Annotated in this window: 20 protein-coding genes and 1 riboswitch; of the genes, 18 read left to right on the top strand and 2 right to left on the bottom strand. The window is 53.0% G+C overall.

The annotated features are described in order from the left end of the window. Nucleotides 1-25: 25 nt before the first annotated feature. From BN3277_RS21725 to BN3277_RS21705, 5 genes are all read left to right on the top strand, one after another. Complete coding sequence (locus BN3277_RS21725; RefSeq protein WP_059047395.1) at nucleotides 26-241, top strand: aspartyl-phosphate phosphatase Spo0E family protein; 216 nt, start codon at nucleotides 26-28, stop codon at nucleotides 239-241. Between the two features lie 126 nt (nucleotides 242-367). Continuing rightward, nucleotides 368-934 (top strand): cob(I)yrinic acid a,c-diamide adenosyltransferase, encoded by a 567-nt coding sequence (locus tag BN3277_RS21720; RefSeq protein WP_059046338.1) that lies wholly within the window; start codon nucleotides 368-370, stop codon nucleotides 932-934. Then, entirely contained in the window at nucleotides 931-1,926 is a 996-nt protein-coding gene (locus tag BN3277_RS21715; protein WP_059046336.1) for an RluA family pseudouridine synthase, read from the top strand. The genes BN3277_RS21720 and BN3277_RS21715 overlap by 4 nt, the downstream gene beginning before the upstream one ends. Then, a complete protein-coding gene (locus tag BN3277_RS21710) occupies nucleotides 1,923-2,285 on the top strand; it encodes an arsenate reductase family protein (RefSeq protein WP_059046334.1) in 363 nt (120 codons plus the stop codon). Before BN3277_RS21715 ends, BN3277_RS21710 begins: the two co-directional genes overlap by 4 nt. A 30-nt stretch (nucleotides 2,286-2,315) precedes the next feature. Then, nucleotides 2,316-3,203, top strand: a complete 888-nt coding sequence (locus BN3277_RS21705) for a 5'-3' exonuclease (RefSeq protein ID WP_082691550.1) — start codon at nucleotides 2,316-2,318, stop codon at nucleotides 3,201-3,203. A gap of 4 nt (nucleotides 3,204-3,207) precedes the next feature. Here the strand turns inward: BN3277_RS21705 and BN3277_RS21700 are convergent, their stop codons facing one another. Next, the gene (locus BN3277_RS21700; protein ID WP_059046332.1) at nucleotides 3,208-3,510 is read right to left on the bottom strand and encodes a DUF3055 domain-containing protein; all 303 of its coding nucleotides are present in this window, start codon (nucleotides 3,508-3,510) and stop codon (nucleotides 3,208-3,210) included. 245 nt (nucleotides 3,511-3,755) lie between these two features. On the opposite strand from BN3277_RS21700, the gene BN3277_RS21695 reads away from it, so the two are divergent. Then, on the top strand, nucleotides 3,756-4,760 hold the full coding sequence (locus BN3277_RS21695; RefSeq protein ID WP_059046330.1) for an HRDC domain-containing protein: 1,005 nt from the start codon (nucleotides 3,756-3,758) through the stop codon (nucleotides 4,758-4,760). A 1,815-nt stretch (nucleotides 4,761-6,575) separates the two neighbouring features. Here the strand turns inward: BN3277_RS21695 and corA are convergent. Continuing rightward, the gene (gene corA / locus BN3277_RS21690; protein ID WP_059046329.1) at nucleotides 6,576-7,511 is read right to left on the bottom strand and encodes a magnesium/cobalt transporter CorA; all 936 of its coding nucleotides are present in this window, start codon (nucleotides 7,509-7,511) and stop codon (nucleotides 6,576-6,578) included. Nucleotides 7,512-8,003: 492 nt separating this feature from the next. Next, nucleotides 8,004-8,134: riboswitch (SAM riboswitch) on the top strand. 119 nt (nucleotides 8,135-8,253) lie between these two features. On the opposite strand from corA, the gene metA reads away from it, so the two are divergent. From metA to BN3277_RS21635, 12 genes are all read left to right on the top strand, one after another. Continuing rightward, nucleotides 8,254-9,189, top strand: coding sequence for a homoserine O-acetyltransferase MetA (gene metA / locus BN3277_RS21685; RefSeq protein ID WP_059046327.1), 936 nt, complete (start codon nucleotides 8,254-8,256; stop codon nucleotides 9,187-9,189). A 16-nt stretch (nucleotides 9,190-9,205) separates the two neighbouring features. Next, nucleotides 9,206-10,396: an aminotransferase class I/II-fold pyridoxal phosphate-dependent enzyme gene (locus tag BN3277_RS21680; RefSeq protein WP_262362898.1), complete on the top strand. Its 1,191-nt coding sequence runs from the start codon at nucleotides 9,206-9,208 to the stop codon at nucleotides 10,394-10,396. Further along, nucleotides 10,393-11,556, top strand: coding sequence for a trans-sulfuration enzyme family protein (locus BN3277_RS21675; RefSeq protein WP_059046326.1), 1,164 nt, complete (start codon nucleotides 10,393-10,395; stop codon nucleotides 11,554-11,556). The genes BN3277_RS21680 and BN3277_RS21675 overlap by 4 nt, the downstream gene beginning before the upstream one ends. 164 nt (nucleotides 11,557-11,720) lie before the next feature. Further along, on the top strand, nucleotides 11,721-12,857 hold the full coding sequence (gene mqnC / locus BN3277_RS21670) for a cyclic dehypoxanthinyl futalosine synthase (protein ID WP_059046324.1): 1,137 nt from the start codon (nucleotides 11,721-11,723) through the stop codon (nucleotides 12,855-12,857). Nucleotides 12,858-12,983: 126 nt separating this feature from the next. Continuing rightward, nucleotides 12,984-13,886: a putative sporulation protein YtxC gene (locus BN3277_RS21665; protein ID WP_059046322.1), complete on the top strand. Its 903-nt coding sequence runs from the start codon at nucleotides 12,984-12,986 to the stop codon at nucleotides 13,884-13,886. Nucleotides 13,887-14,475: 589 nt separating this feature from the next. Next, nucleotides 14,476-16,413 carry a threonine--tRNA ligase gene (thrS, locus tag BN3277_RS21660; protein WP_059046321.1) on the top strand — a complete coding sequence of 646 codons (1,938 nt, stop codon included), beginning with the start codon at nucleotides 14,476-14,478 and terminating at the stop codon, nucleotides 16,411-16,413. 86 nt (nucleotides 16,414-16,499) lie between these two features. Continuing rightward, entirely contained in the window at nucleotides 16,500-16,775 is a 276-nt protein-coding gene (locus tag BN3277_RS21655; protein WP_059046318.1) for a hypothetical protein, read from the top strand. Between the two features lie 213 nt (nucleotides 16,776-16,988). Next, the gene (locus tag BN3277_RS21650; protein WP_059046316.1) at nucleotides 16,989-17,681 is read left to right on the top strand and encodes a 3D domain-containing protein; all 693 of its coding nucleotides are present in this window, start codon (nucleotides 16,989-16,991) and stop codon (nucleotides 17,679-17,681) included. A gap of 172 nt (nucleotides 17,682-17,853) precedes the next feature. Beyond that, complete coding sequence (locus tag BN3277_RS25850; protein ID WP_016312938.1) at nucleotides 17,854-18,003, top strand: hypothetical protein; 150 nt, start codon at nucleotides 17,854-17,856, stop codon at nucleotides 18,001-18,003. A gap of 168 nt (nucleotides 18,004-18,171) precedes the next feature. Further along, complete coding sequence (liaF, locus tag BN3277_RS21645) at nucleotides 18,172-19,125, top strand: cell wall-active antibiotics response protein LiaF (RefSeq protein ID WP_059046314.1); 954 nt, start codon at nucleotides 18,172-18,174, stop codon at nucleotides 19,123-19,125. Nucleotides 19,126-19,129: 4 nt separating this feature from the next. Beyond that, the gene (locus BN3277_RS21640) at nucleotides 19,130-20,173 is read left to right on the top strand and encodes a HAMP domain-containing sensor histidine kinase (protein WP_059046312.1); all 1,044 of its coding nucleotides are present in this window, start codon (nucleotides 19,130-19,132) and stop codon (nucleotides 20,171-20,173) included. Then, nucleotides 20,170-20,826, top strand: coding sequence for a response regulator (locus tag BN3277_RS21635; protein WP_059046310.1), 657 nt, complete (start codon nucleotides 20,170-20,172; stop codon nucleotides 20,824-20,826). The genes BN3277_RS21640 and BN3277_RS21635 overlap by 4 nt, the downstream gene beginning before the upstream one ends. Nucleotides 20,827-20,950 lie beyond the last annotated feature (124 nt).

The raw sequence follows: 20,950 nt of genomic DNA, 5'->3' as shown, positions 1-20,950 counted from the left end.
TGCTCTAATCGCTGATGGCCGTGACATGCATCCATGGATGGATCAAGAAGATCGGCCGCATTCACCGCAAGCCGTAACGCTGGAGGACGAAATTCACTTGCTGCGCAGCAAGATGGAACGGCTCTTCATGCAGGAAAAATCCTTTACATCGGATATTGTGATTGAAATCAGCAGCTTATTGGACTTGAAAATTAATGAGTTCATGAAAACGAAAAACCATCCAAAATCAAATCAACGATAACCTTGTCACACTATGAGGGAGATCCGCCTGCGGGTCTCCTTTTTGCGGTTCCAGCAGTTGCATGACCAGCCGGGCTGCGATTTATGGTAAGATGATACGAGAGTATGTTACGGGGAGGAATACAGGATGTCGCTATACACGCGCTCCGGCGATCAAGGGCAGACCTCGGTGATCGGCGGTAGAGTGAACAAAGACGATGCGCAGGTTGAAGCCTACGGTTCGATCGATGAGCTGAACAGTTTTGTAGGACAAGCGGTTTGCTTGTCGGAGGATGAGAAATTGGGTGACCTTCATGAGCAGCTGCTGCAAATTCAGCAGGAGTTGTTTGATTGCGGCTCCGATCTCGCCTACGTGAAGCTGTCGGAAAGCCGCTATAAAGTAACGCCAGATCTAGCGGAGCAAATAGAGGCATGGATTGACCGGTATGAATCGGAGAATCCGCCGCTTGAGAAGTTTATTTTGCCGGGGGGAACCCCGCTGGCTGCGGTGCTGCACGTCTGCCGGACCGTATGTCGCCGCGCGGAACGCCGCGTCGTTACGCTGGGCCAGGTTAAGGAGATCAATACCGAGGTGTTGAAATATTTGAACCGGTTGTCGGACTATTTCTTTGCGGCAGCCCGTGCCGCTAATCATCGCCGGCAAGTGGCGGATATCGAATACGTGCGGAGCGGGAAGGTGTTTGGCAACAAGTGAGATCCGAGTATTATGATCCGATTGAATATCGAGTCCCCGTAGCGGAAGACGGCTGGACGGTCAAAAGCGTGCTCCAGCGCCGGATGGGCATCTCCCGCAAGCTGCTGTCGCGGATTAAGCTGACCGAGCGCGGGGTGATGTTGAACGGGGAGCGGGTGTTTATCAGCGTTCCGGTCAAAGCGGGGGATACGGTCAGTGTATCTTTGGAGAAGGAAACCTCCACCGACATCCTGCCGGAGCCGATCCCGTTTGAGATCGTGTACGAGGATGAAGCGCTGCTGATCGTCAACAAAGCGGCGGGAGTGATCGTGCACCCCACGCATGGACATTACACGGGGACGCTGGCTAACGGCGTCGTATATTATTGGCAGGAGATGGGCGAGAAGTTCCGCTTTCGGCCGGTTCACCGACTGGACCAAGAGACGAGCGGGCTACTTGCAATCGCCAAAAATGCCTATGTACACCAGCATATTTCCGAGCAGTTGATCGCCGGTGAGGTGAGCAAAAAATATACAGCGCTCGTGCATGGCTGTCCGGCGGTGCGGGAAGGGATGATCGACGGTCCGATCGACCGCGATCCCGCCGAGCCACATCGCCGGATCGTGACGCCGTCGGGTTACCCCTCGCTGACCTATTATCAGGTGGCGGAGGCTTACGGCGACGGAGCCCGGGTTGAGCTGCGCCTCGGCACGGGGCGGACGCATCAGATCCGCGTGCATATGACCTCGATCGGCCATCCGCTGATCGGCGACAAGTTCTACGGATTGCCGGGGCTCGCGGAGTTGCCGGAGTCTGCGCGCGAGCGCATCGCGCAGTTGGACCTCGCGATCGGGCGGCAGGCGCTGCATGCCTCGGAGCTGGGCTTCCGCCATCCGCTCACCGGCGAGGCGCTGGTCTTTAAGTCCGAGCTGCCGGCCGATATGCGGAAGCTGGAGGAACTGCTGCGCGGTGTGAGCTTTTTGGAAAGTAGTAAGGGGGAAGAAGGAACATGAGCAAACTGAAGGTTTATCATTATCCGCAATGCGGGACATGCCGCAGTGCGATTAAATCGCTGCAGGCCAAAGGGCATGAGCTGGAGCTGCATCATATTAAGGAAACGCCGCCGAGTGACGTTGAATTGGACAAGCTGGTGAAGCTGAGCGGGCTGGAGTTGAAGAAGTTTTTTAATACGAGCGGTGAGGTTTATAAGGAATTGGGATTGAAGGACAAGCTGGCAGCGATGTCGCGGGAAGAACAGCTGACGCTGCTGTCCTCAAACGGGATGTTGATCAAACGCCCGATCGTGACGGACGGAAAGAACGTGACCGTTGGATACAAGGAAGAAACCTATGAACAGGTGTGGAGTAAATAAATCTTGAGAAGAAAGGGGTAGGAGTGAATCTTGAATTTAGTGCAAAGCAGTAAGGATACGATTCTGCTGGTGGACGGAATGGCGCTGATGTTCCGCGCTTTTTATGCTTCGGCGGCTACGGGATATATCCGCCGTACGAAAGCAGGTGTTCCGACCAATGCGGTGTATGGGTTTATGCGTTATTTTTGGGACGCTGTGCAGAAGTTTGGGCCAACGCATATCGCCTGCTGCTGGGATTTAGGCAGTAAAACGTTCCGGACGGAGCAATTCTCCGATTACAAAGGTAATCGGTCGGACGCGCCGGACGAGCTCATCCCGCAGTTTTCGATGATCCGCGAGGTGATGGATAGCCTAGGCATTCCGAATGTCAGCTCGCCGGGCTTTGAAGCGGACGATTGCATCGGAACGCTGTCCTCCCGCTTTGGCCAGGAGATGGACGTGCTGGTGTTGACGGGCGATCATGATATGCTGCAGCTGGTCAGCGAGCGGACGAGCGTAATCATCATGAAGAAAGGCCACGGCAACTACATGGTGTATACGCCGGAGGCCTTGATGGAGGAGAAGCAATTGACGCCCGGACAGATCGTGGATCTGAAGGGCTTGATGGGCGATACCAGCGACAACTACCCAGGCGTGCGCGGCATCGGTGAGAAAACGGCCCTGAAACTCGTGCAGGAGCACGGCTCAGTCGAAGGTATCCTGGCCAATTTGGATCAGCTGTCTAAATCGGTCCGTGCCAAAATCGAAGCCGATCTCGACATGCTGCACCTCTCTCGGCAGCTAGCTACGATCCGCTGCGACATCGAGTTGGAGTGCGATGTGGAGACCTGCCGGCTTGAGTTGAATCCGGCACAGGTGGTCTCCAAGTTCGAGGAACTGGAAATGGCTAGTGTCAGCACCTGGATGGGCGTCGTCTAATCGATTAATCGGTGAAATAAGGCTCGCCTAAGACCTGGTACAGGAAGGAGCGAAGCTCGACACCTTCCTCTTCGCTGAGGGTGAAAATATGCTCAAGGTAACCTTCCTCCTCCAGGTCGTCGGTGCCAAGAATGGCCGTGCGTCCGTTATGCAGGTCAGTGACCAATTTTTTGCCATAGAAACGATTGGTGGTTGTGACCGCCAGGTCAAAGCGCTTCAGCGATCCGCCGATAAAGGTAACGAAGCGGGTCGAGGTGCTCTCCGTGCTGTCAGACAGGAAATCAAGTTCTTGATGCGGGTCGCTCATTTGGGTAGCCTCCTTGAATGGAAATATCTCTAGCTATTATACCGGAAAACGGGAAGCGATGGGACAATGAAAAATCCACATTGACAGTTGGACTGATTATGGTATTATTAGGGATAACAGGTTACGTTTGGGGGAAGCACCTCTTTTGCGAAAATTCGCGAAAGAGGTGCTTTTTTGCGTTGTGCTTCATTTACGGAATTTACAGAACTCCTTCGTAGCTGAAATTTTAAGGAGGCGAATGATTGATGCGGATCGTATTTTTGAACAGTCTGGAGAAGAAGGACAGCGGCACCATGATACGGGGGGCCCAGGTATGGATCGGGGAGGAGGAAGGCGTATGGCGGATGGGCTGGAACGAGCTGAGTGGGGACGTCGAGCGGGAGGATCTGTGGTACGAAGGGGCCTCTTGGTCGGAGATGCTCCACATCTACCGCCATCGGTTGGCGGCCAAGCTGGGTGAGGGGTTTCGCCCTGTGATGGAAGGCATTTGGGATGAGAAGGATGCGTTGACCGGGCGTGGAATGGCGGCGCAGAAGCTGTTTTGTTACAGCGAATTAAACGGCAACGAGCCGGTTTACAACGAATTGACGGCATGGCGCCGGAAGAAAGCATCCGCGGAGCGCAAGGCGCCGTACTTGATCGCCAGCAATCGGTTGCTGCGGATGATCAGCGTGTTTTTGCCGCAAACGGCGGAAGAGCTGCTGCAGTTACCGGGAGTCGGAGAGAATAAGGCCGGCGAATACGGTGCTGAGTTACTGGAGATCACCAAGGCGGCGGAGCGGAAGACGACGTTTCCGCTGGATTGGGTGGAACAGGAAATCGATGATGAGGGTTTTCGTTCCTGGCTGTATAAGCAGAAGGAGGCGAAATACCGGGCTGAGATGGAGAAATTCAGCGTCCGGCGCGCTGTGCTGGAGGCGCTTGCTGAAGGGCTGAAGGTCGAGGATATATGCACGCGGACGGGGATCGAGCGGCGGGAAGCGGTTGAGCTGCTGGAGAATTTGGAGAAGGAAGGCTACAACACCGACGATTTGGTGAGCGCAGAGCTGGAGGCTATGCCGGAAGCCGAGCAACAAGCGGTTTGGCTGGCCTATGAGGAACTGGGGGACGCTCTCCTGAAGCCGGTCCTCAACAAGGTATACGGAACGGAAGCGGCGGAAGGCGGCAGCCTCGACACGCTGTACGAGCGCCTGCGCCTGATCCGCATCCGCTACCGCCGCAACCGCGAGAGCGCCCGGCACGCCGGATAAGGCGGGCAAAGGGAGTAAAGTTGGGTAATGTTTGAAGTGCGGTAAGTTGGCAATGGCGGGATTTTGCGGTGGATTGAATGGGTTGCAAACCGCGCAAAAGCAGCAAGTGCGGTAATGCGTAAGTGTGGTAAGTGCGGTAAGTGCAGTAAATGCGGTAAATTCGGTAGGTGTGGTTTAGAGCGGTATGGTGGGAGGGTGCGGTGGGTCGGATAGAGCGGCAGACCGAAGCAAAAGCAGCTTATATGGCAATGGCGTAAGTGGGGTAAGTGTTGAAATGATGTAAATGTACGTTAGATGTGGCTAGTGTGGAAAGAGTGTGGCAAGTGCGTAGGTGTGGTATGAGTAACAAGTATGTGGGGTGGCGGGAACGTACAGTAGGGTGTGGTAAGTGTAACAAGTATGTGGATGGCGGGTCGTACAGTAGGTGTGGTAAGTGCGGAAAGTGTGGAAAGTGCGGAAAGTGTGATAAGTGTGATAAGTGTGATAAGTGTGGTAAAGACGGCTAAGTAATTAGGCAACAACGGCAGGAAATGCGGTGCTGTTCGGTAATACGGCGGTCATAGGGGCGGTAGAGACAGCAACTTCATCGATCAAAGAAACCACCACCGCAATCTTAACTGGATCGAACTGCAATCGCACCCTCACCGCAACAGTAACTGTAATCGCAGCTACATCTGAACTGTATTAGAACTGAATTTGCAACGTAACTGCCTCCATTTCCATCGTAATAGCAACTGGAAATGCAAATGTAACTGTAACTGCCTCCACTACCATCGTAACTGCAAATGTAACTGTAACTGCCTCCAAATCCACCACAACTGCAAATGTACTAACTTCCGATGTAACTTCCGAGTGTGCGGATCACTGGTCGGATGAACTGAACTGTAAAAGTGCAGTTCACTCGGCCGAAATGGCCGCCAAAATGCAGATGAACTGCAAAAGTGCAGTTCATTTGGGGGGTTATTGCGAAAACTACACTTTTTATCGGAAATCAACTGCACTTTTGCAGTTGGTGGGCACAATTTGAGCGTTTTCCAGCAAAATAACTGCACTTTTGCATTTCAGCATCAGAGTTGTGCGGATCACCGGTCGGATGAACTGAACTGTAAAAGTGCAGTTCAACCGGCCGAAATGGCCGCCAAAACGCAGATGAACTGCAAAAGTGCAGTTCATTTGGGGGGTTATTGCGAAAACTACATTTTTTATCGGGAATCAACTGCACTTTTGCAGTTGGTGGGCTCAATTTGAGCATTTTCCAGTAAAATAACTGCACTTTTGCATTTCAGCATCGGAGTTGTGGGGACCGCCGGTCGGGTAAACTGTAAAAGTACAGTTCACTCAGCCGAAATGGCCGCCAATAAGCAAATGAACTGCAAAAGTGCAGTTCATTTGGGGGGGTATTGCGAAAACTACACTTTTTATCGGAAATCAACTGCACTTTTGCAGTTGGTGGGCTCAATTTGAGCATTTTCCAGTAAAATAACTGCACTTTTGCATTTCAGCATCGGTGTTGTGGGGACCGCCGGTCAGGTAAACTGTAAAAGTACAGTTCACTCGGCCGAAATGGCCGCCAATACGACTCACCGCTCGAAAAAGGGCCAACATGAGCTCCCGCACACGACTACGACTAGACTCCCCAAAAGTGCAACATGATTCCCCACGTGCACTCTCGCGCACTCCCGCGCACTCCCGCGCACTCCCGCGCACTCCCGCGCACATCTCGCAACTCGCAACTCGCATAGGAGCAACTTGAACTCCTGAAACTGTGTTATAAACCAAAAAAGCCAACACGGACACCGTGTTGGCTTAACTGTTTTATATCCAATCTCTCTTCCGGAAGATGAAATACATGCCGAGACCCAGCACGCCCATGATGCCGAGGACGATAAAGTAACCGTACTGCGAATGCAGCTCTGGCATATTGTCGAAGTTCATGCCGTAGATGCCGGTGATCAGCGTCAACGGGATGAAAATCGTTGTAATCGCGGTGAACACGCGCATGATTTCGTTGGCGCGATTGGCGATAGCGGCCTGATAGGCCTCGCGTAAGTTGCCGACGAGCTCGCGGAACGTATCGAAGTTCTCGGAGATCTTCACGGCGTTTTCGTAGATGTCGCTGAAGTATTTTTGCAGTTGGTCGTCGATAAGGCGGAGGTCTTTCTTATTCAAAATGTTGATAACTTCCTTCTGCGGACCCAGCACCTTCTTCAGCCACAAAATCTCGCTTCGCAGCCCGATAATTTCGTTCAGGTGCGAGCGTTTCGTGTGCATCAGGATATCTTCTTCGAGCTTCTCGATCTTCACTTCAATTCGGTCGCCGACCGTGAAGTAATTGTCGACCACCAAGTCGACCAGCAGGTATAGGAACCGGTCGGGCTCGCTGACCTCCTGCTCCCACAGGATGGGCTTCACCGCACGAAGTTCGTTGATTTTCTGTTTAGTAACCGTAATGATATAATGCCGTCCCAAGAAAATGTTTAACGCGCGCAGAAAAATCTCTTCATCATCATAGCGAATGCTGTTGACGACGATAAAATAGTGGTTATCGTAGGTTTCGATCTTTGGCCGTTGCTCTTCTTCGCTTAAGCAGTCTTCTACAGCCAAATCATGCAGCGAAAACAAGGGCTGCAGCAGCGCTAGATCATCGACATCGGCATCGATCCAATAGAAGCCTTCTTCCGGAGCGGTAGTCGTCAGTTCTACGTCCTCTACGGGGGTAAATACGCCGGCTTGGACATGACGGATTTTCATAAGCTTTCACTCCCTTTCCCCGGGCCCGCTGGCCTGGGTTGCTCTTGGTTGAGACATAGGAAAGGGACTTCCCGCGGGTTCACTCCGGCCGGAACGATCAAACAGGCGTTTATGCAAACACCGGGAAACGAAAGTGCCCTAAGCGTTCCGCAGGCACCCAGCGGGTCGGTTTCCTATGCAATTGGTTTTCCTGGGTTGTCCTCTGCGGACTCGGGTCGCCTTCCATTCTCGGTTTCACCTCGCTATTTTCAGGTTACATGAACATTCGTCAACCCCTAGGCCCGACTGGGCCCAAAGGCACTTGTCTAGTATAACGCCAGCGAATGAAATGTTTCAACCCAAAAGTATACTATGTGAGCCGGACCCCCGCGGTCCATGAACATCGTGTGTGATTTTTCTCGCAGGTTCTTGACGGAATGCCGTATCATCCTTTAAAGTGAATGTCAGGGAGCAGGCGCGAGCCCAGCCCATAACTTAACTAAATATAGCGAAATCTTATCAAGAGCAGGTGGAGGGACTAGCCCGATGATACCCGGCAACCGGCGATTCTTCGTAATCGCAGCGGTGCTAATTCTTGCAGAACCGTCAGCTTCGAAGGCGTGACGGCTTCTGAGAGATGAGAGAGGCGCATACCGGATACGTAATGACCTTTCTCCCCGTGAGAGAGGTCATTCTGCATAATTGGCCCCTCGAAACGGACGATGATTTGATTCTGACACTACGATTAAAGGAGTGAAACCCTATGCCGATTAAAGTACCGGACCATTTGCCGGCCAAGGATGTGCTGGCGAGCGAGAACATCTTTGTCATGGACGAAAGCCGTGCCTACCATCAGGATATTCGCCCGCTGCGGATTGCGATCCTGAACCTGATGCCGACCAAGGAAACGACGGAATCGCAAATTCTGCGTTTGCTGGGCAACACACCGCTTCAGGTGGAAATCGTCCTGCTGCATCCCAGCTCCCATACCTCGAAAAATACGTCTGCGGAACATTTGGAGATGTTCTATAAAACGTTTGACGAGATCCGCAACCGCCGCTTTGACGGCATGATCGTGACCGGAGCGCCGGTGGAGCAACTCGATTTCGAAGAGGTCAACTACTGGGATGAGCTGAAGGAAATCTTCGAATGGTCCAAAACCCATGTGACCTCAACCATGCATATCTGTTGGGCCTCACAGGCCGGCTTGTATTACCACTACGGCGTTCGCAAAATTCCGCTGGCGAAAAAATGCTTTGGCGTCTTCTCCCACACGGTGAATGATCCGAAGGTGAAGCTGCTGCGCGGGTTTGATGAAGTGTTCCAGGTGCCGCATTCCCGCCATACCGATGTGGAGCGGTCCGACATCGAGCGGGCATCGGAGCTGCAAATTCTGGCGGAATCGGACGAAGCCGGGATCTACCTGGTGGCGACCCACGACGGTAAACATATCTTCGTTACCGGGCACTCGGAATACGACCCGGACTCGCTGAAATGGGAATATGACCGGGATGTCGCCAAAGGCTTGGATATCGAGCTGCCGGTAAACTATTACCCCAATAACGATCCAACCCGTGCGCCGCGTTCTTCGTGGCGTGCGCATGCTAACTTATTATTTTCCAATTGGCTAAACTACTATGTGTACCAAGAAACGCCGTACGATATCGATCAAACGGCCGATTTTGTATATGAGATCTAAAGTGGAGGGATTGCAGGTGGGGGAGCAGAATAAGGAATGGCGCATCGAGAGCAGACTCGCACAAATCGGATCAATGGAGGAGCCCGTGACGGGGGCGGTAAACTATCCAATCTATCAGTCCACCGCATTTCGGCATCCGCAACTTGGTCAAAGTACGGGATTTGATTATATCCGCACGAAGAGCCCTACCCGCAAAGTGCTGGAGGATGCGGCGGCGGCCTTGGAATCCGGGGATGCCGGATTTGCCTGTAGCTCCGGAATGGCGGCGCTGCAGACGGTGTTTACGTTATTTTCGCAAGGAGATCATCTGATCGTGTCGTTGGATTTATACGGGGGCACGTACCGCTTATTGGAGCGAATTATGTCCAAGTATGGGGTGACGGCCTCTTATGTGGACACCAATGATTTGGAGGCGTTGGAACAAACACGCCGGGACAACACGAAAGCCGTGATTATCGAAACGCCAACCAATCCGCTGATGATGATCACGGACCTGGAGGCGGTATCGGCCTGGGCGCGGTCCCACGGCCTGCTTACGATCGTGGACAATACGCTGATGACACCGTATTTCCAGCGGCCGATCGAGCTTGGTGCGGATATCGTCGTACATAGCGCGACGAAATACCTGGGCGGCCATAACGATGTTCTGGCCGGATTGATCGTCACCAAAGGTGAGGAGCTGTCCCAGGAGATGGCGATCCTGCACAACTCCATTGGTGCGGTGCTCAGCCCGTCCGATTCCTACCAGCTGATGCGCGGGATGAAGACGTTGGCGCTCCGGATGGAGCGGCACGAGAGCAATGCGCTGGCCATCGCCAAATTCCTGCAGTCGCATCCGCAGGTGGGGGAGGTGTTCCACCCGGGATTGGAGGATCATCCGGGGTACGCGACGCAACGGAAACAGTCGAGCGGCAATACGGGGATCTTCTCTTTTAAAGTGACGGATGCCCGATATGTAGAACCAGTGCTGCGCCATCTGAACCTAATCGCCTTTGCCGAAAGCCTAGGCGGCGTGGAATCGCTTATGACGTATCCGGCGGTACAGACGCATGCAGATATTCCCGCGGAAATCCGCAATGCGGTGGGCGTAGATGATCGGTTGCTGCGGTTCTCCGTTGGCATCGAGCATGTCGATGATTTGATCGCCGATTTGAATGGAGCGTTGGAGGCGGCACGGCAGGAAGTCGAAGGGGGACAAGGCGCATGAGCGGGCAGGAGAAACGGGAAAACAAATTCGAAACGAAGCTGATCCATTTCGGCAGCGAGGTGGACGAAGCGACGGGCGCGTCCAGCGTACCGATTTATCAGGCGTCGACGTTCCATCATCGCGATATTTTTAATCCGCCGCAGCATGATTACAGCCGTTCCGGCAATCCGACGCGGCAGGCGCTCGAGGATTATATTGCGGTGCTGGAAGGCGGGGTGCAGGGCTTCGCGTTCGCCAGCGGGATGGCGGCGATTTCGACGACGCTGATTTTGTTCTCGGCTGGCGACCATCTCATCGTGACCGAGGATGTGTACGGCGGGACCTACCGGTTGCTATCGAATATTTTGACCCGAATGAATATCGAAACGACGTTTGTGGACATGACGCAGCCAGAACTGGTGAAGGCCGCAATAAAGCCCAACACGAAAGCCGTATATATAGAGACGCCGTCTAACCCTACGCTAAAAATCACCGATATCGCGGAAATCTCCGCCTGGGCACGGGAAAAAGGCCTGCTCAGCATCGTGGACAATACGTTTATGACCCCGTATTACCAGCGGCCTATTGAGCTTGGGACCGATATCGTCCTGCACAGCGCAACCAAATTCCTCGGCGGGCACAGCGATGTGTTGGCCGGGCTGGCGGTGGCGCGGACGGAGGAATTGGCCCGTCAATTGAAATACGTACAAAACGGGCTAGGTACCGTCCTTGGCGCGCAGGATTCCTGGCTGCTTATGCGCGGCATGAAAACGCTGGGTGCGCGGATGGCGCACAGTGAAGTGAGCGCCCGCAAGCTGGCCGATTGGCTAAGTCGCCGCGGCGATATCGACGCGGTGTTCTATCCCGGCCTGCCGGAGCATCCCGGCCGCGAGATCCAGGAGAAGCAATCGACCGGGTATGGCGCGGTTGTCTCCTTCGACGTCGGCTCGGGCGAGCGCGCGAAGCGGCTGCTGAATCAGGTGAAGCTGCCGCTTGTTGCGGTCAGTCTGGGAGCGGTCGAGAGCATTCTCTCCTACCCGGCGATGATGTCGCACGCTTCGATGCCGCCGGAGGTTCGCGCCGAGCGGGGCATTACGGACGGCTTGCTGCGTTTCTCCGTTGGGCTTGAGGATATCGACGATTTGCTGGCCGATTTGGACGAGGCGCTTCGGAATAGTTAACCAGAGGATTTACATGAATCAGGGCCGCGAGTTGCGGCCCTTTGGCGTTTGGCACCCAACATCGGGTGCTGTTTTTCTGGGCGGACCTGTGTTACGATAAATTTATCATTTTAATTTTCAGGTATTCCCGGGCATTTATTTATTGTTCTAAGGAGGCAGTGATCATGACTGCAATCGACGATATATTAAACAAGGCGCTGCAAGGCGGGCGTCTGGATCTGGAAGATACGATTCGGCTGTACGAATCCGATGAAATCGAGAAAATGGGCCATACCGCCAACATCCTCATGGAGCGCAAGCATCCTGAACCAATCACCACGTTTGTGATCGGGCGGAACATCAACTATACGAACGTATGCGACGTTTATTGCCGGTTTTGTGCGTTTTATCGCCGGCCTGGCTCCGAGGAAGGGTATGTGCTTCCCGATGAGTTGATTTTTCAGAAAATTCAAGAAACGATTGATGTTGGCGGCACGGAAATTCTGATGCAAGGCGGCACCAACCCGAATCTGCCATTTAGCTATTATACGAACTTACTTAAAGCGATTAAGCAACGGTTCCCGGATATTACGATGCACTCGTTCTCCCCTGCGGAGATTATGAAAATGAAGGAAGTGTCGGACGGTCTTTCGCTGGAGGAAGTGGTGCGTGCCATCCACGAGGCGGGCCTGGATTCGCTGCCGGGCGGCGGGGCTGAAATCCTGGACGACCGAACGCGCCGCAAAATCAGCCGTTTGAAAGGCTCCTGGAGAGACTGGATGGACGTGATGCAAACCGCGCACAAAATCGGGATGAACACGACGGCCACGATGGTCATCGGGTTCGGCGAGTCGATGGAGGAGCGGGCGCTGCACCTGCTGCGCGTTCGTGAAGCCCAGGATGAAAACATCCAGAACGGCTATCCGTCAGAAGGTTTCCTGGCCTTCATTCCGTGGACGTTCCAGCCGGATAATACGAACCTGAAGGCTGAACGCCAAACGCCGGAATCTTATTTGAAAACGGTGGCGATCAGCCGAATCGTATTGGATAATATCAAGAACCTGCAATCCTCTTGGGTAACGATGGGACCGGAAGTTGGCAAGCTGTCACTGCAATACGGCTGCAACGACTTCGGCAGTACGATGATCGAGGAGAACGTCGTCTCGTCCGCCGGCGCCACGCATAAAGTGAATATTGAGTCGATTCTGTCCATTATTCGGTCGGCCGGAAAAATCCCGGCCCAGCGTAACACGAAATACGAAATTTTGCGTGTCTTTGACGAAGAAACAACGGTCGAACGCGATTTTATTATGCAAAACTAATCTGCAAGCCTAGGCTTTCCCTGGCAATTTACTGGCAGAAATGCCTTTCATTCCATGAACGGTTCCCGTATATCCGTTTCCTTCCCGCCATATACTTGGAGAAGGAAGCGGAAGGGGGCCAGGTTCATGGATTTTTTTACCGTACGCGTCACATGCGGTTCCGCCGATTCGGAGGAACGGTTCAAAAGCCTGATACAGGATGCCGTAAACAGCTTACATAACCGCCGAAAGGTTCAACTTAGGTTTCAAGTGTCTGAAGGCGGGATGTTGGAGGCTGTGGTGGAAGGCCGACCGGACTCGAACAGCGGACAAGATCACCCGGAACAACTGATCGACCTTTTAACGCTTGGAATTGCGGAGTACATCATAGATGTGAAGGAAGCAGAGATTGCAACTCGAGTTATGAAAAGGGACTACAGCTTCGAATCCCGGGAGGAAGCGCAGCAGGTTCAACAAATGGTGGACCGTTTGCTTGCTGAAGAAGGCACCGAAACTGGAGGGTCGCGAGAGGAACGCAAAACGCTGGTCCAAAAGGCGATACGCGAGTATCTGCAGACCTCCAATGATCTGCATCTGGATGGATTCGCTTTGTTTCGCCTAAAGTCGTATGAGGACAAGCTGCGGGAGATTGTCGATTTTGCCGTGGACGAGTTTTTGCTGGATAAGCAGTATGAGGAGTTTATTGGGTTGCTGCAGTATTTCGTTTATTTTCAGGAGCCCCTGACGCCGTTGGTTCATTTGATGCATAAACACGGTCATGAGTTTGCGATCCTGAACGAGCAGTTTACCCCAGTTCACGTACCGGCTTCCGGCGGGGTTGTGGCGCGGATTGCCGATCAGGAGATGCAGATGGAGGACGTGATCGTCAGCACCTTGATCTCCTTGTCTCCGGATAAGATTCTGATCCACACGCAGGACCCGGATGCGCTGGTGATCACAACCATCTCGCGGATTTTTGGAGACCGGGTGGAAATATGCTTGCTTTGTCCGCATTGCAAGCCATTCCATCAGGAATTTCGCCGTTCTTGATCCAGGAGGTAAGCGGAGGGTTTCTTGACGGCTCGGAAAGTTAGCATTATAATAACTTGCAAGTTTATTTATTTAAATCGAGGTTTAATAAGCGGCTTTTCAGCACCGAGAAGGTTGGATGAAGCTTGGGAGTGAGTAGCGAAGCGTAGTAGGAGACTACGTGAGCAACGGAGGGACCGGCTGAATTCAAGCTTCGAAGTTGATTTCGCATCAGGATGAGCTTCGTGATCAAAAGCTGATTATTGAGCAACCTTAAATAGCGTTGACAAAGACATGAGCCAGAAGGCTTGAACGGTACAGAGAGAGGGAACTTGGCTGGAATTCCCTTCGGTTTCGCTTTTGGTTTACCCCTTTGTAGCTGTATTCCCGAACCTGAATTGAAGTAAGGAATACCGGTTCATTGCCGTTATCGAATGCCGAATTAAGGGCCAGATCCGATTGCAGTGCACTGTTGGTGCTGCTGCGCAGAGGAGGCCGAATGAGGGTGGAACCACGGGTATATAACGCTCGTCCCTTTCCGGGGACGGGCGTTTTTTGATTTGTCCGCTCCGGTAAATTCAACAACATTCTGAGTAGGGAGGAACACAAAGTGGCAGTATCAGTTATTTTGCCGGACGGTTCGGTTCGGGAGTATGCGGAAGGCAGCAGTTTGGAGGATGTAGCGGCTTCGATCAGCAGCGGTTTACGCAAAAATGCGTTGGCTGGGAAGATCAACGGCATGGCGGTTGATTTGAACACGAAGCTGGTGGACGGCGCCAAAGTGGAGATCATTACGGGGGATTCCCAGGACGGTTTGGAAATCATGCGCCACAGCAGCGCCCATTTGATGGCCCAAGCGGTCAAACGCCTGTTTGGCAACAAGGAAGTGAAGCTGGGGATCGGTCCGGTTATTGAAGACGGGTTCTATTATGACATGGACTTGGAGCATCCTTTGAACCCGGAGGATCTGCAAAAGATCGAAAAAGAAATGGAACGCATCATCGGCGAAAATCTGCCGATTACGCGCCGGGAAGTAAGCCGTGAGGAAGCGGTGGCAATCTTCACTGAGCTGGGCGATCCGTATAAGCTGGAGCTGATTCGCGATCTGCCGGAGGACAGCGTCATCTCGATTTACGATCAAGGCGAATTTTTTGACCTGTGCCGCGGACCGCATGTGCCTTCAACTGGGAAAATCAAAGTGTTTAAACTGCTGAGCGTGGCCGGCGCGTACTGGCGCGGCAACAGCAATAACAAGATGCTGCAGCGCATTTACGGCACCGCATTTATGAAGAAAGCGGAGCTGGATCAGCACCTGCATATGCTGGAGGAAGCGAAGAAACGCGACCACCGTAAGCTCGGCAAAGAATTGAACATCTTTACATTCAACAATCTGGTCGGTCAAGGCTTGCCGATCTGGCTGCCAAAAGGCGCAACGGTTCGCCGGACGCTGGAGCGTTATATCGTTGATATCGAGGAGCGTTTGGGTTACCAGCATGTGTACACGCCGGCGCTTGGGAACGTGGATTTGTACAAAACGTCGGGACACTGGGAGCATTATCAGGAAGACATGTTCCCGAAAATGACCATCGATACGGAAGAATTTGTACTCCGTCCGATGAACTGCCCACACCATATGATGGTGTATAAGAGCGACATGAGAAGCTATCGGGATCTGCCGATCCGGATTGCCGAGCTGGGCTTGCAACATCGCTATGAAATGTCCGGTGCCTTGACCGGCTTGCATCGCGTACGTTCCATGACGTTAAATGATGCACATATCTTCTGCCGTCTAGATCAAATCAAGGATGAGTTTACACGCGTGCTCGACCTGATTAAACAGGTTTACAACGATTTTGGGATCCATGAATACCGCTTCCGTTTGTCTTACCGCGATCCGCAGGATACGGAGAAATACTTCCAGAACGACGAGATGTGGAATACCGCGCAGCGCATGCTCCGCGAGGTTGTTGAGGAAGCCGGCTTGCCGTTCTTCGAGGCGGAAGGCGAAGCGGCGTTCTACGGACCCAAGCTTGACGTTCAGATCAAAACGGCGCTGGGCAAAGAAGAAACGCTGTCGACCGTGCAAATCGACTTCCTGCTGCCAGAGCGTTTCGAGCTTGAATATGTCGGCGACGATGGTGCGAAGCATCGTCCGGTTGTTCTGCACCGTGGCATCCTGGGCACGATGGAACGCTTCACCGCCTTCCTGCTCGAGAACTTCGCAGGGAATCTGCCGCTGTGGCTAGCACCGGTTCAAGCGAAGGTGATTCCGGTGTCCGGCAACTTCGACGCTTATGCGCGTCAAGTAGAAGACAAGCTGCGCGCTGCCGGCATCCGCGCCGAAAGCGATCTGCGCAACGAGAAGCTGGGCTACAAAATCCGTGAAGCTCAGTTGGAGAAGTTGCCGTACATGTTTGTCGTCGGCGAAAGCGAGCAGAGTGCGGGCACCGTCTCTGTGCGGAAGCGCGGCGAGGGCGATCTTGGCGCCAAAGCAGTCGACGAAGTAATCGCCGAGCTGCAGGATCAAATCCGTAACCACGTGATTTAGTTCGGGCGTGTTTGACTGCTTCCGTTCGCTCGGGCGGATGAAGCGGAGGAAATGTTGCATTTAGTGCAACATTTTGGAGGTGTGTTGTGAGGATAGAGGCTAAAATGTTGTATTGTGTACAACATTTTAGCCTCTTTTTGCGGGAAGTCCTCTATAATGTTGTAGTTTTTGCAACATTTTGGGCTTGGGACGGCGAACGGGCGCAAAAATGTTGCAGATTTTACAACATTTCCGTGGTAGGGGATGCCCCTGCCGACCCAGCTAACTCAGCCGAATCACTTAACCAGGCACAGACACGCTTTAACTGCAAAAGTGCATTACGTGATGAGCAAAATCCTGATTTAAAGGGACTTGAAGTGTAAAAGCGCAGTTCACAGAGAGAGTTTTTGGCTGAATCGGCGGTTTTGGGCGGAAATGAACTGTATTATTACATTTAGAGGATCCCCAGCAAGGGATTTTCGCAAAAATAACTGCACTTTTACAGTTAATTATCGGTAAAGCTACATGCAGGAAAGCCAGGATGTATAGAATTGGGCGGATGTGGAAAACCTTTCGGATAAGGGGGAGGTTTTAACATGCGCCAAATTCATTTCTGGCAAAAGATCGGCAAACGCTGTTTGCTTGCAGCCTTGCTTGTGTTTACGATGGCGGCGGATCTGCCGACCAATGGAATTCAGCCTTCCAACTTGAACGCGGACCGGCAATACCGGAATTTCGCGGAATGGTTGGAACTGAAGCAAACGCAGCAACTGCGGGTGGAAAGAGCGGCCCGGCAAACCTACGATCAGCGGGTCATCTTGATGAACCCGGAACATAAACAGGCCCAGCCTGAACGCAAGAAAAAAACGGTGGAAACGGTCAAGGTCCTGGCGACCGGATATACGGCCGGCTACGAATCCACCGGCAAAAAGCCCAATCATCCGCAATATGGCATTACGTATTCAGGCGTGAAAGTACGGCGCGATAAAGACACCGTCTCAACGATCGCGGCGGACTTGAAGATTTTTCCGCTAGGCACCATCCTTTACATTCCGGGCTACGGCTACGGGGTTGTCGCCGACAAAGGCTCGGCCATCCGCGGCCACAAAATCGACCTTTATTTTGATACCACTAAGCAGGTGTATAAGGAATGGGGGAAAAAAGAGGTTGAGGTCCAAGTCGTTCGTAAAGGGAACGGCAAGCTGACCGAAGCGATGCTGAAGGAGCTTGGCAAAGCGATGGAAGTAAGTAAAGAAATTCCTGAAAACCTGTGGGAGAAGGCGATCTAACTTCGCCTTCTCCTTTCGCATAATTCGCCTCCCCAATTCGCATAATTCGCCTCCCCAATTCGCATAATTCGCCTCCCCAATTCGCATAATAAGCTACGTGGTCAACAACGAGAGGGCCACGTAAAACGCCGGTGTCTCACGATTCGGCGTATGCGAGAGGGAGGTGAAATTCATGGCAAATCAAAAGAAAGCCGCTTCTCCAGGTTACAAAACACCTAACGAGAAGTTTAACGAGGAATTTGCTGAGGAAAGCACGGCAACCGTTGCTCAGAAAGCGAAAGCTTCCCGCAATGCAACGACTCCTGTGAACAAACAACAATAATGATCGCGTAAAGAGCAAAGAGCGTCCCTGCGGGGACGCTTTTTTACATTAATCCCCAGACGGCTCGGTCTCGGGACGGAGTTCGCATTCCATCCCGCGCCGCTGTTCACCGGCTTCCACTTCAGGTAAACTGTCATTAGTAAGAGGCAGTCCATTGGAGGTAGCGAGATGAGAAACGGCTTATTTGGCAGATTGATTGGTGGGATGGTGTTGATCGGCATCGGGGGAGTTTTTCTCCTGAACCAGCTTGGGGTGACCGATTTCAGCATCGGCGAGATGTTCTCGACGTATTGGCCCGTATTTCTAATATTGGGTGGTTTAGTGAACCTTAGCAACGGCGGCTGGCGGGGAGGCAACTTTGTCGGCAGTGCGATATTGATTTTGATTGGCGGCTATTTCTTGGGCCGTAATCTGGATTTGATCTATCTGAGTCCTGGAGAGTTTTTCCGGTTCTTCTTCCCGATGATGCTGATCATCGGCGGGTTGTACGTATTGTTTAAGCCGCGTGATCCGCACCGGCGCAGACGGCATGAGGATTTTCCGCCTCCGCCAATGCCGCCGATGGATCCGCCGCCCCCTCCGCCAACGTTCCATCCGGAGATGGAGTCACCACTCGATTCGATTTTTGGCTCGATGGAAAAGGAAAAGGAGAAGGAGCAGGGGCCAAAGCAGGAAAAACCGCGTTTTGAGCATCCGAAATTCGGGCACTTCCAAGGGGGAAGCGTTCCGGGAGACCATGGCTCAGTGATCCAAAAATCCGGCTTTATCGGCGACGTGCATCTGGGTCAGGATTATTTTCAGCTGAAGCCGATGAATATCTCCCATTTTATCGGCGATACGATTATCGACTTGACCAAAGCGCAAATTCCTTATGGGGAAACGAAAATCAACGTCTCGTCATTCATTGGCGACGTCAAAGTATTTGTCCCGGAAGACATGGATATCGGCATCGTGGCCACCTCCAGCGCGTTCATTGGCGACTTGAAGGTGCTGACGCAAAAGCAAGGCGGATTCATGAGCAGCGTCACGGCCGAATCCCCGTATTACGGTGAAGCCAGCAAACGGGTAAAGCTGATCGTCAGCGTGTTTGTCGGCGACGTCAAAGTCAACATGGTAGGTTGATCTCATGATCGTGCAGCGGATTTTAAAAAACACGAAGTGGGAGTTGCTTGGGTACTTTCTGCTCACCGGCAGCCTATCGGCGATTGCCTTCTATATCGGAACCACCACCGGCGTGATCGTTGTCAGCGATCCCTGGATGTGGATTTACGATATCGCGGGCATCGTCGTTTTGGCGCTGATTATCGGCTATATCGCCGGTCGGCGCATTCAGGGGAAGATCGATCATCTCCACCTGAACATGCTGCAGGTAGCCAAAGGCAATTTGTCAGTCCGCATGCCGGAAACGGCGGACCAGACCTTTAACGGGCTGTACCAGGAATTCAACAACATGATCGATGCGATGGAAAAAAAGATGCAGCTGCTGCAGCAGCTTGGCGAGCAAGAGGTCGTCGAGAAGGAGCAGGCGGCGGAAAAAGCGGTGCTCGAAGAACGCAGACGGCTGGCCCGCGATCTGCATGACACCGTCAGCCAGCAGCTGTTCGCCATACATATGGCGGCCTCCTCTTTGCCGAAGGTGCTGGAGAACAACGCCGCTCAGGCGGAAACAGTGCTAAATCAGCTGATTCAAATGTCGAATACGGCCCAAAAGCAAATGCGGGCCTTGATCGCCCAATTGCGACCGATGGAGCTGGTCGGCAAATCGTTGGCGGAGGCGCTGGATCAGTGGTTTCCTGATTATTGCCGGCAAAACGGGCTGAAAGGGATCAAGGACTTGGACATCCAAGGGGATATGTCGGAAGCGAAGGAGCATCAGCTGTTCCTGATCATCCAGGAAGCGATGGCGAATATCGTGAAGCATGCCGGAGCCAGCATGGTTAGCTTGTCGCTGCGGGAAGGCCCGCGTCAGGTCGTGCTCAGCATCAGCGATGATGGACAAGGCTTCAGCAGCACGTATCAGAAGCAAGGCTCCTACGGTCTAACGACCATGAAAGAGCGGGCGGAGAAGCTGGGCGGCAACGCGGAAATCATCAGCAAACCGGGAGCGGGAACGACGATCCGGGTGCATATACCTAAGTTTGAGGAAGGAAAAGGGGGAGGCCGCGAATGAGCAAAATCAAGGTGATGATCGTCGACGACCATGACATGGTGCGGATGGGATTAAAAACGTACTTGATGCTGGACCCGGGGTTTGTAGTGATCGGTGAGGCCGGTGACGGGCGCGAAGCGGTGGAAGTCTTGGAGCGCGGGCTTCCGGATGGGCCGCCCGATATCATTCTGATGGACTTAATGATGCCGAACATGAACGGAGCGGAAGCGACGAAGGAAGTGTTAAGCCGGTTTCCCGGAATGAAAATCGTGATCTTGACCAGCTTCTTGGAGGATGAGCTTGTGGTTCAGGCGGTAGAAGCCGGTGCGGTTAGTTACGTACTCAAAACGGTTTCCGCCGAAGAGCTGATTTACGCGCTGCAGGGGGCATATCGCGGGATGCCGGTGATGACAGGCGATGTGGCCCAGGCGCTCACGCGCGGCCTCCGTCAGCGGACGGTGCAAGGTGATGACTCGGGGATGACCGAGCGGGAGAAGGAAGTGCTGCTCTTGATCGCCGAGGGAAAAAGCAACAAGGATATCGCCGAAGAGCTGCATATCAGCATTAAAACGGTCAAAACGCATGTCAGCAACCTGCTGATGAAATGCGAGCTGGAGGACCGCACGCAACTGGCCATTTATGCGCATCGGCAAGGCTGGGTGTCGCGGTCATAAGGAATAGCGCCAATTATGGGCGCTATTTTTTGGGTAGGCCGCTTAGAACAGAACTCTACCGGCAACTCTAGCTTTTATCTCCTTTTTAATTGTTTTTAATGTACGTTTAAGGTTTCTGGTACAG

This window comes from Paenibacillus rubinfantis, from assembly GCF_001486505.1.
In the GTDB taxonomy this organism is placed as follows: Bacteria; Bacillota; Bacilli; order Paenibacillales; family Paenibacillaceae; genus Fontibacillus; species Fontibacillus rubinfantis.
The sequence above is the reverse complement of the archived record's forward strand: the minus strand, read 5'-3'. Positions and strand labels throughout refer to the sequence as shown.

Bases quoted from the DNA above. Each gene is read 5' to 3' on its own strand.
- BN3277_RS21650 (WP_059046316.1), top strand. From the start codon at position 16,989: ATGCGCCAAATTCATTTCTGGCAAAAGATCGGCAAACGCTGTTTGCTT.
- BN3277_RS21725 (WP_059047395.1), top strand. From the start codon at position 26: ATGCATCCATGGATGGATCAAGAAGATCGGCCGCATTCACCGCAAGCC.
- BN3277_RS21695 (WP_059046330.1), top strand. From the start codon at position 3,756: ATGCGGATCGTATTTTTGAACAGTCTGGAGAAGAAGGACAGCGGCACC.
- mqnC (WP_059046324.1), top strand. From the start codon at position 11,721: ATGACTGCAATCGACGATATATTAAACAAGGCGCTGCAAGGCGGGCGT.
- BN3277_RS25850 (WP_016312938.1), top strand. From the start codon at position 17,854: ATGGCAAATCAAAAGAAAGCCGCTTCTCCAGGTTACAAAACACCTAAC.
- BN3277_RS21720 (WP_059046338.1), top strand. From the start codon at position 368: ATGTCGCTATACACGCGCTCCGGCGATCAAGGGCAGACCTCGGTGATC.
- BN3277_RS21700 (WP_059046332.1), bottom strand. From the start codon at position 3,510: ATGAGCGACCCGCATCAAGAACTTGATTTCCTGTCTGACAGCACGGAG.
- BN3277_RS21665 (WP_059046322.1), top strand. From the start codon at position 12,984: ATGGATTTTTTTACCGTACGCGTCACATGCGGTTCCGCCGATTCGGAG.
- BN3277_RS21640 (WP_059046312.1), top strand. From the start codon at position 19,130: ATGATCGTGCAGCGGATTTTAAAAAACACGAAGTGGGAGTTGCTTGGG.
- liaF (WP_059046314.1), top strand. From the start codon at position 18,172: ATGAGAAACGGCTTATTTGGCAGATTGATTGGTGGGATGGTGTTGATC.
- BN3277_RS21710 (WP_059046334.1), top strand. From the start codon at position 1,923: ATGAGCAAACTGAAGGTTTATCATTATCCGCAATGCGGGACATGCCGC.
- metA (WP_059046327.1), top strand. From the start codon at position 8,254: ATGCCGATTAAAGTACCGGACCATTTGCCGGCCAAGGATGTGCTGGCG.
- corA (WP_059046329.1), bottom strand. From the start codon at position 7,511: ATGAAAATCCGTCATGTCCAAGCCGGCGTATTTACCCCCGTAGAGGAC.
- BN3277_RS21675 (WP_059046326.1), top strand. From the start codon at position 10,393: ATGAGCGGGCAGGAGAAACGGGAAAACAAATTCGAAACGAAGCTGATC.
- BN3277_RS21635 (WP_059046310.1), top strand. From the start codon at position 20,170: ATGAGCAAAATCAAGGTGATGATCGTCGACGACCATGACATGGTGCGG.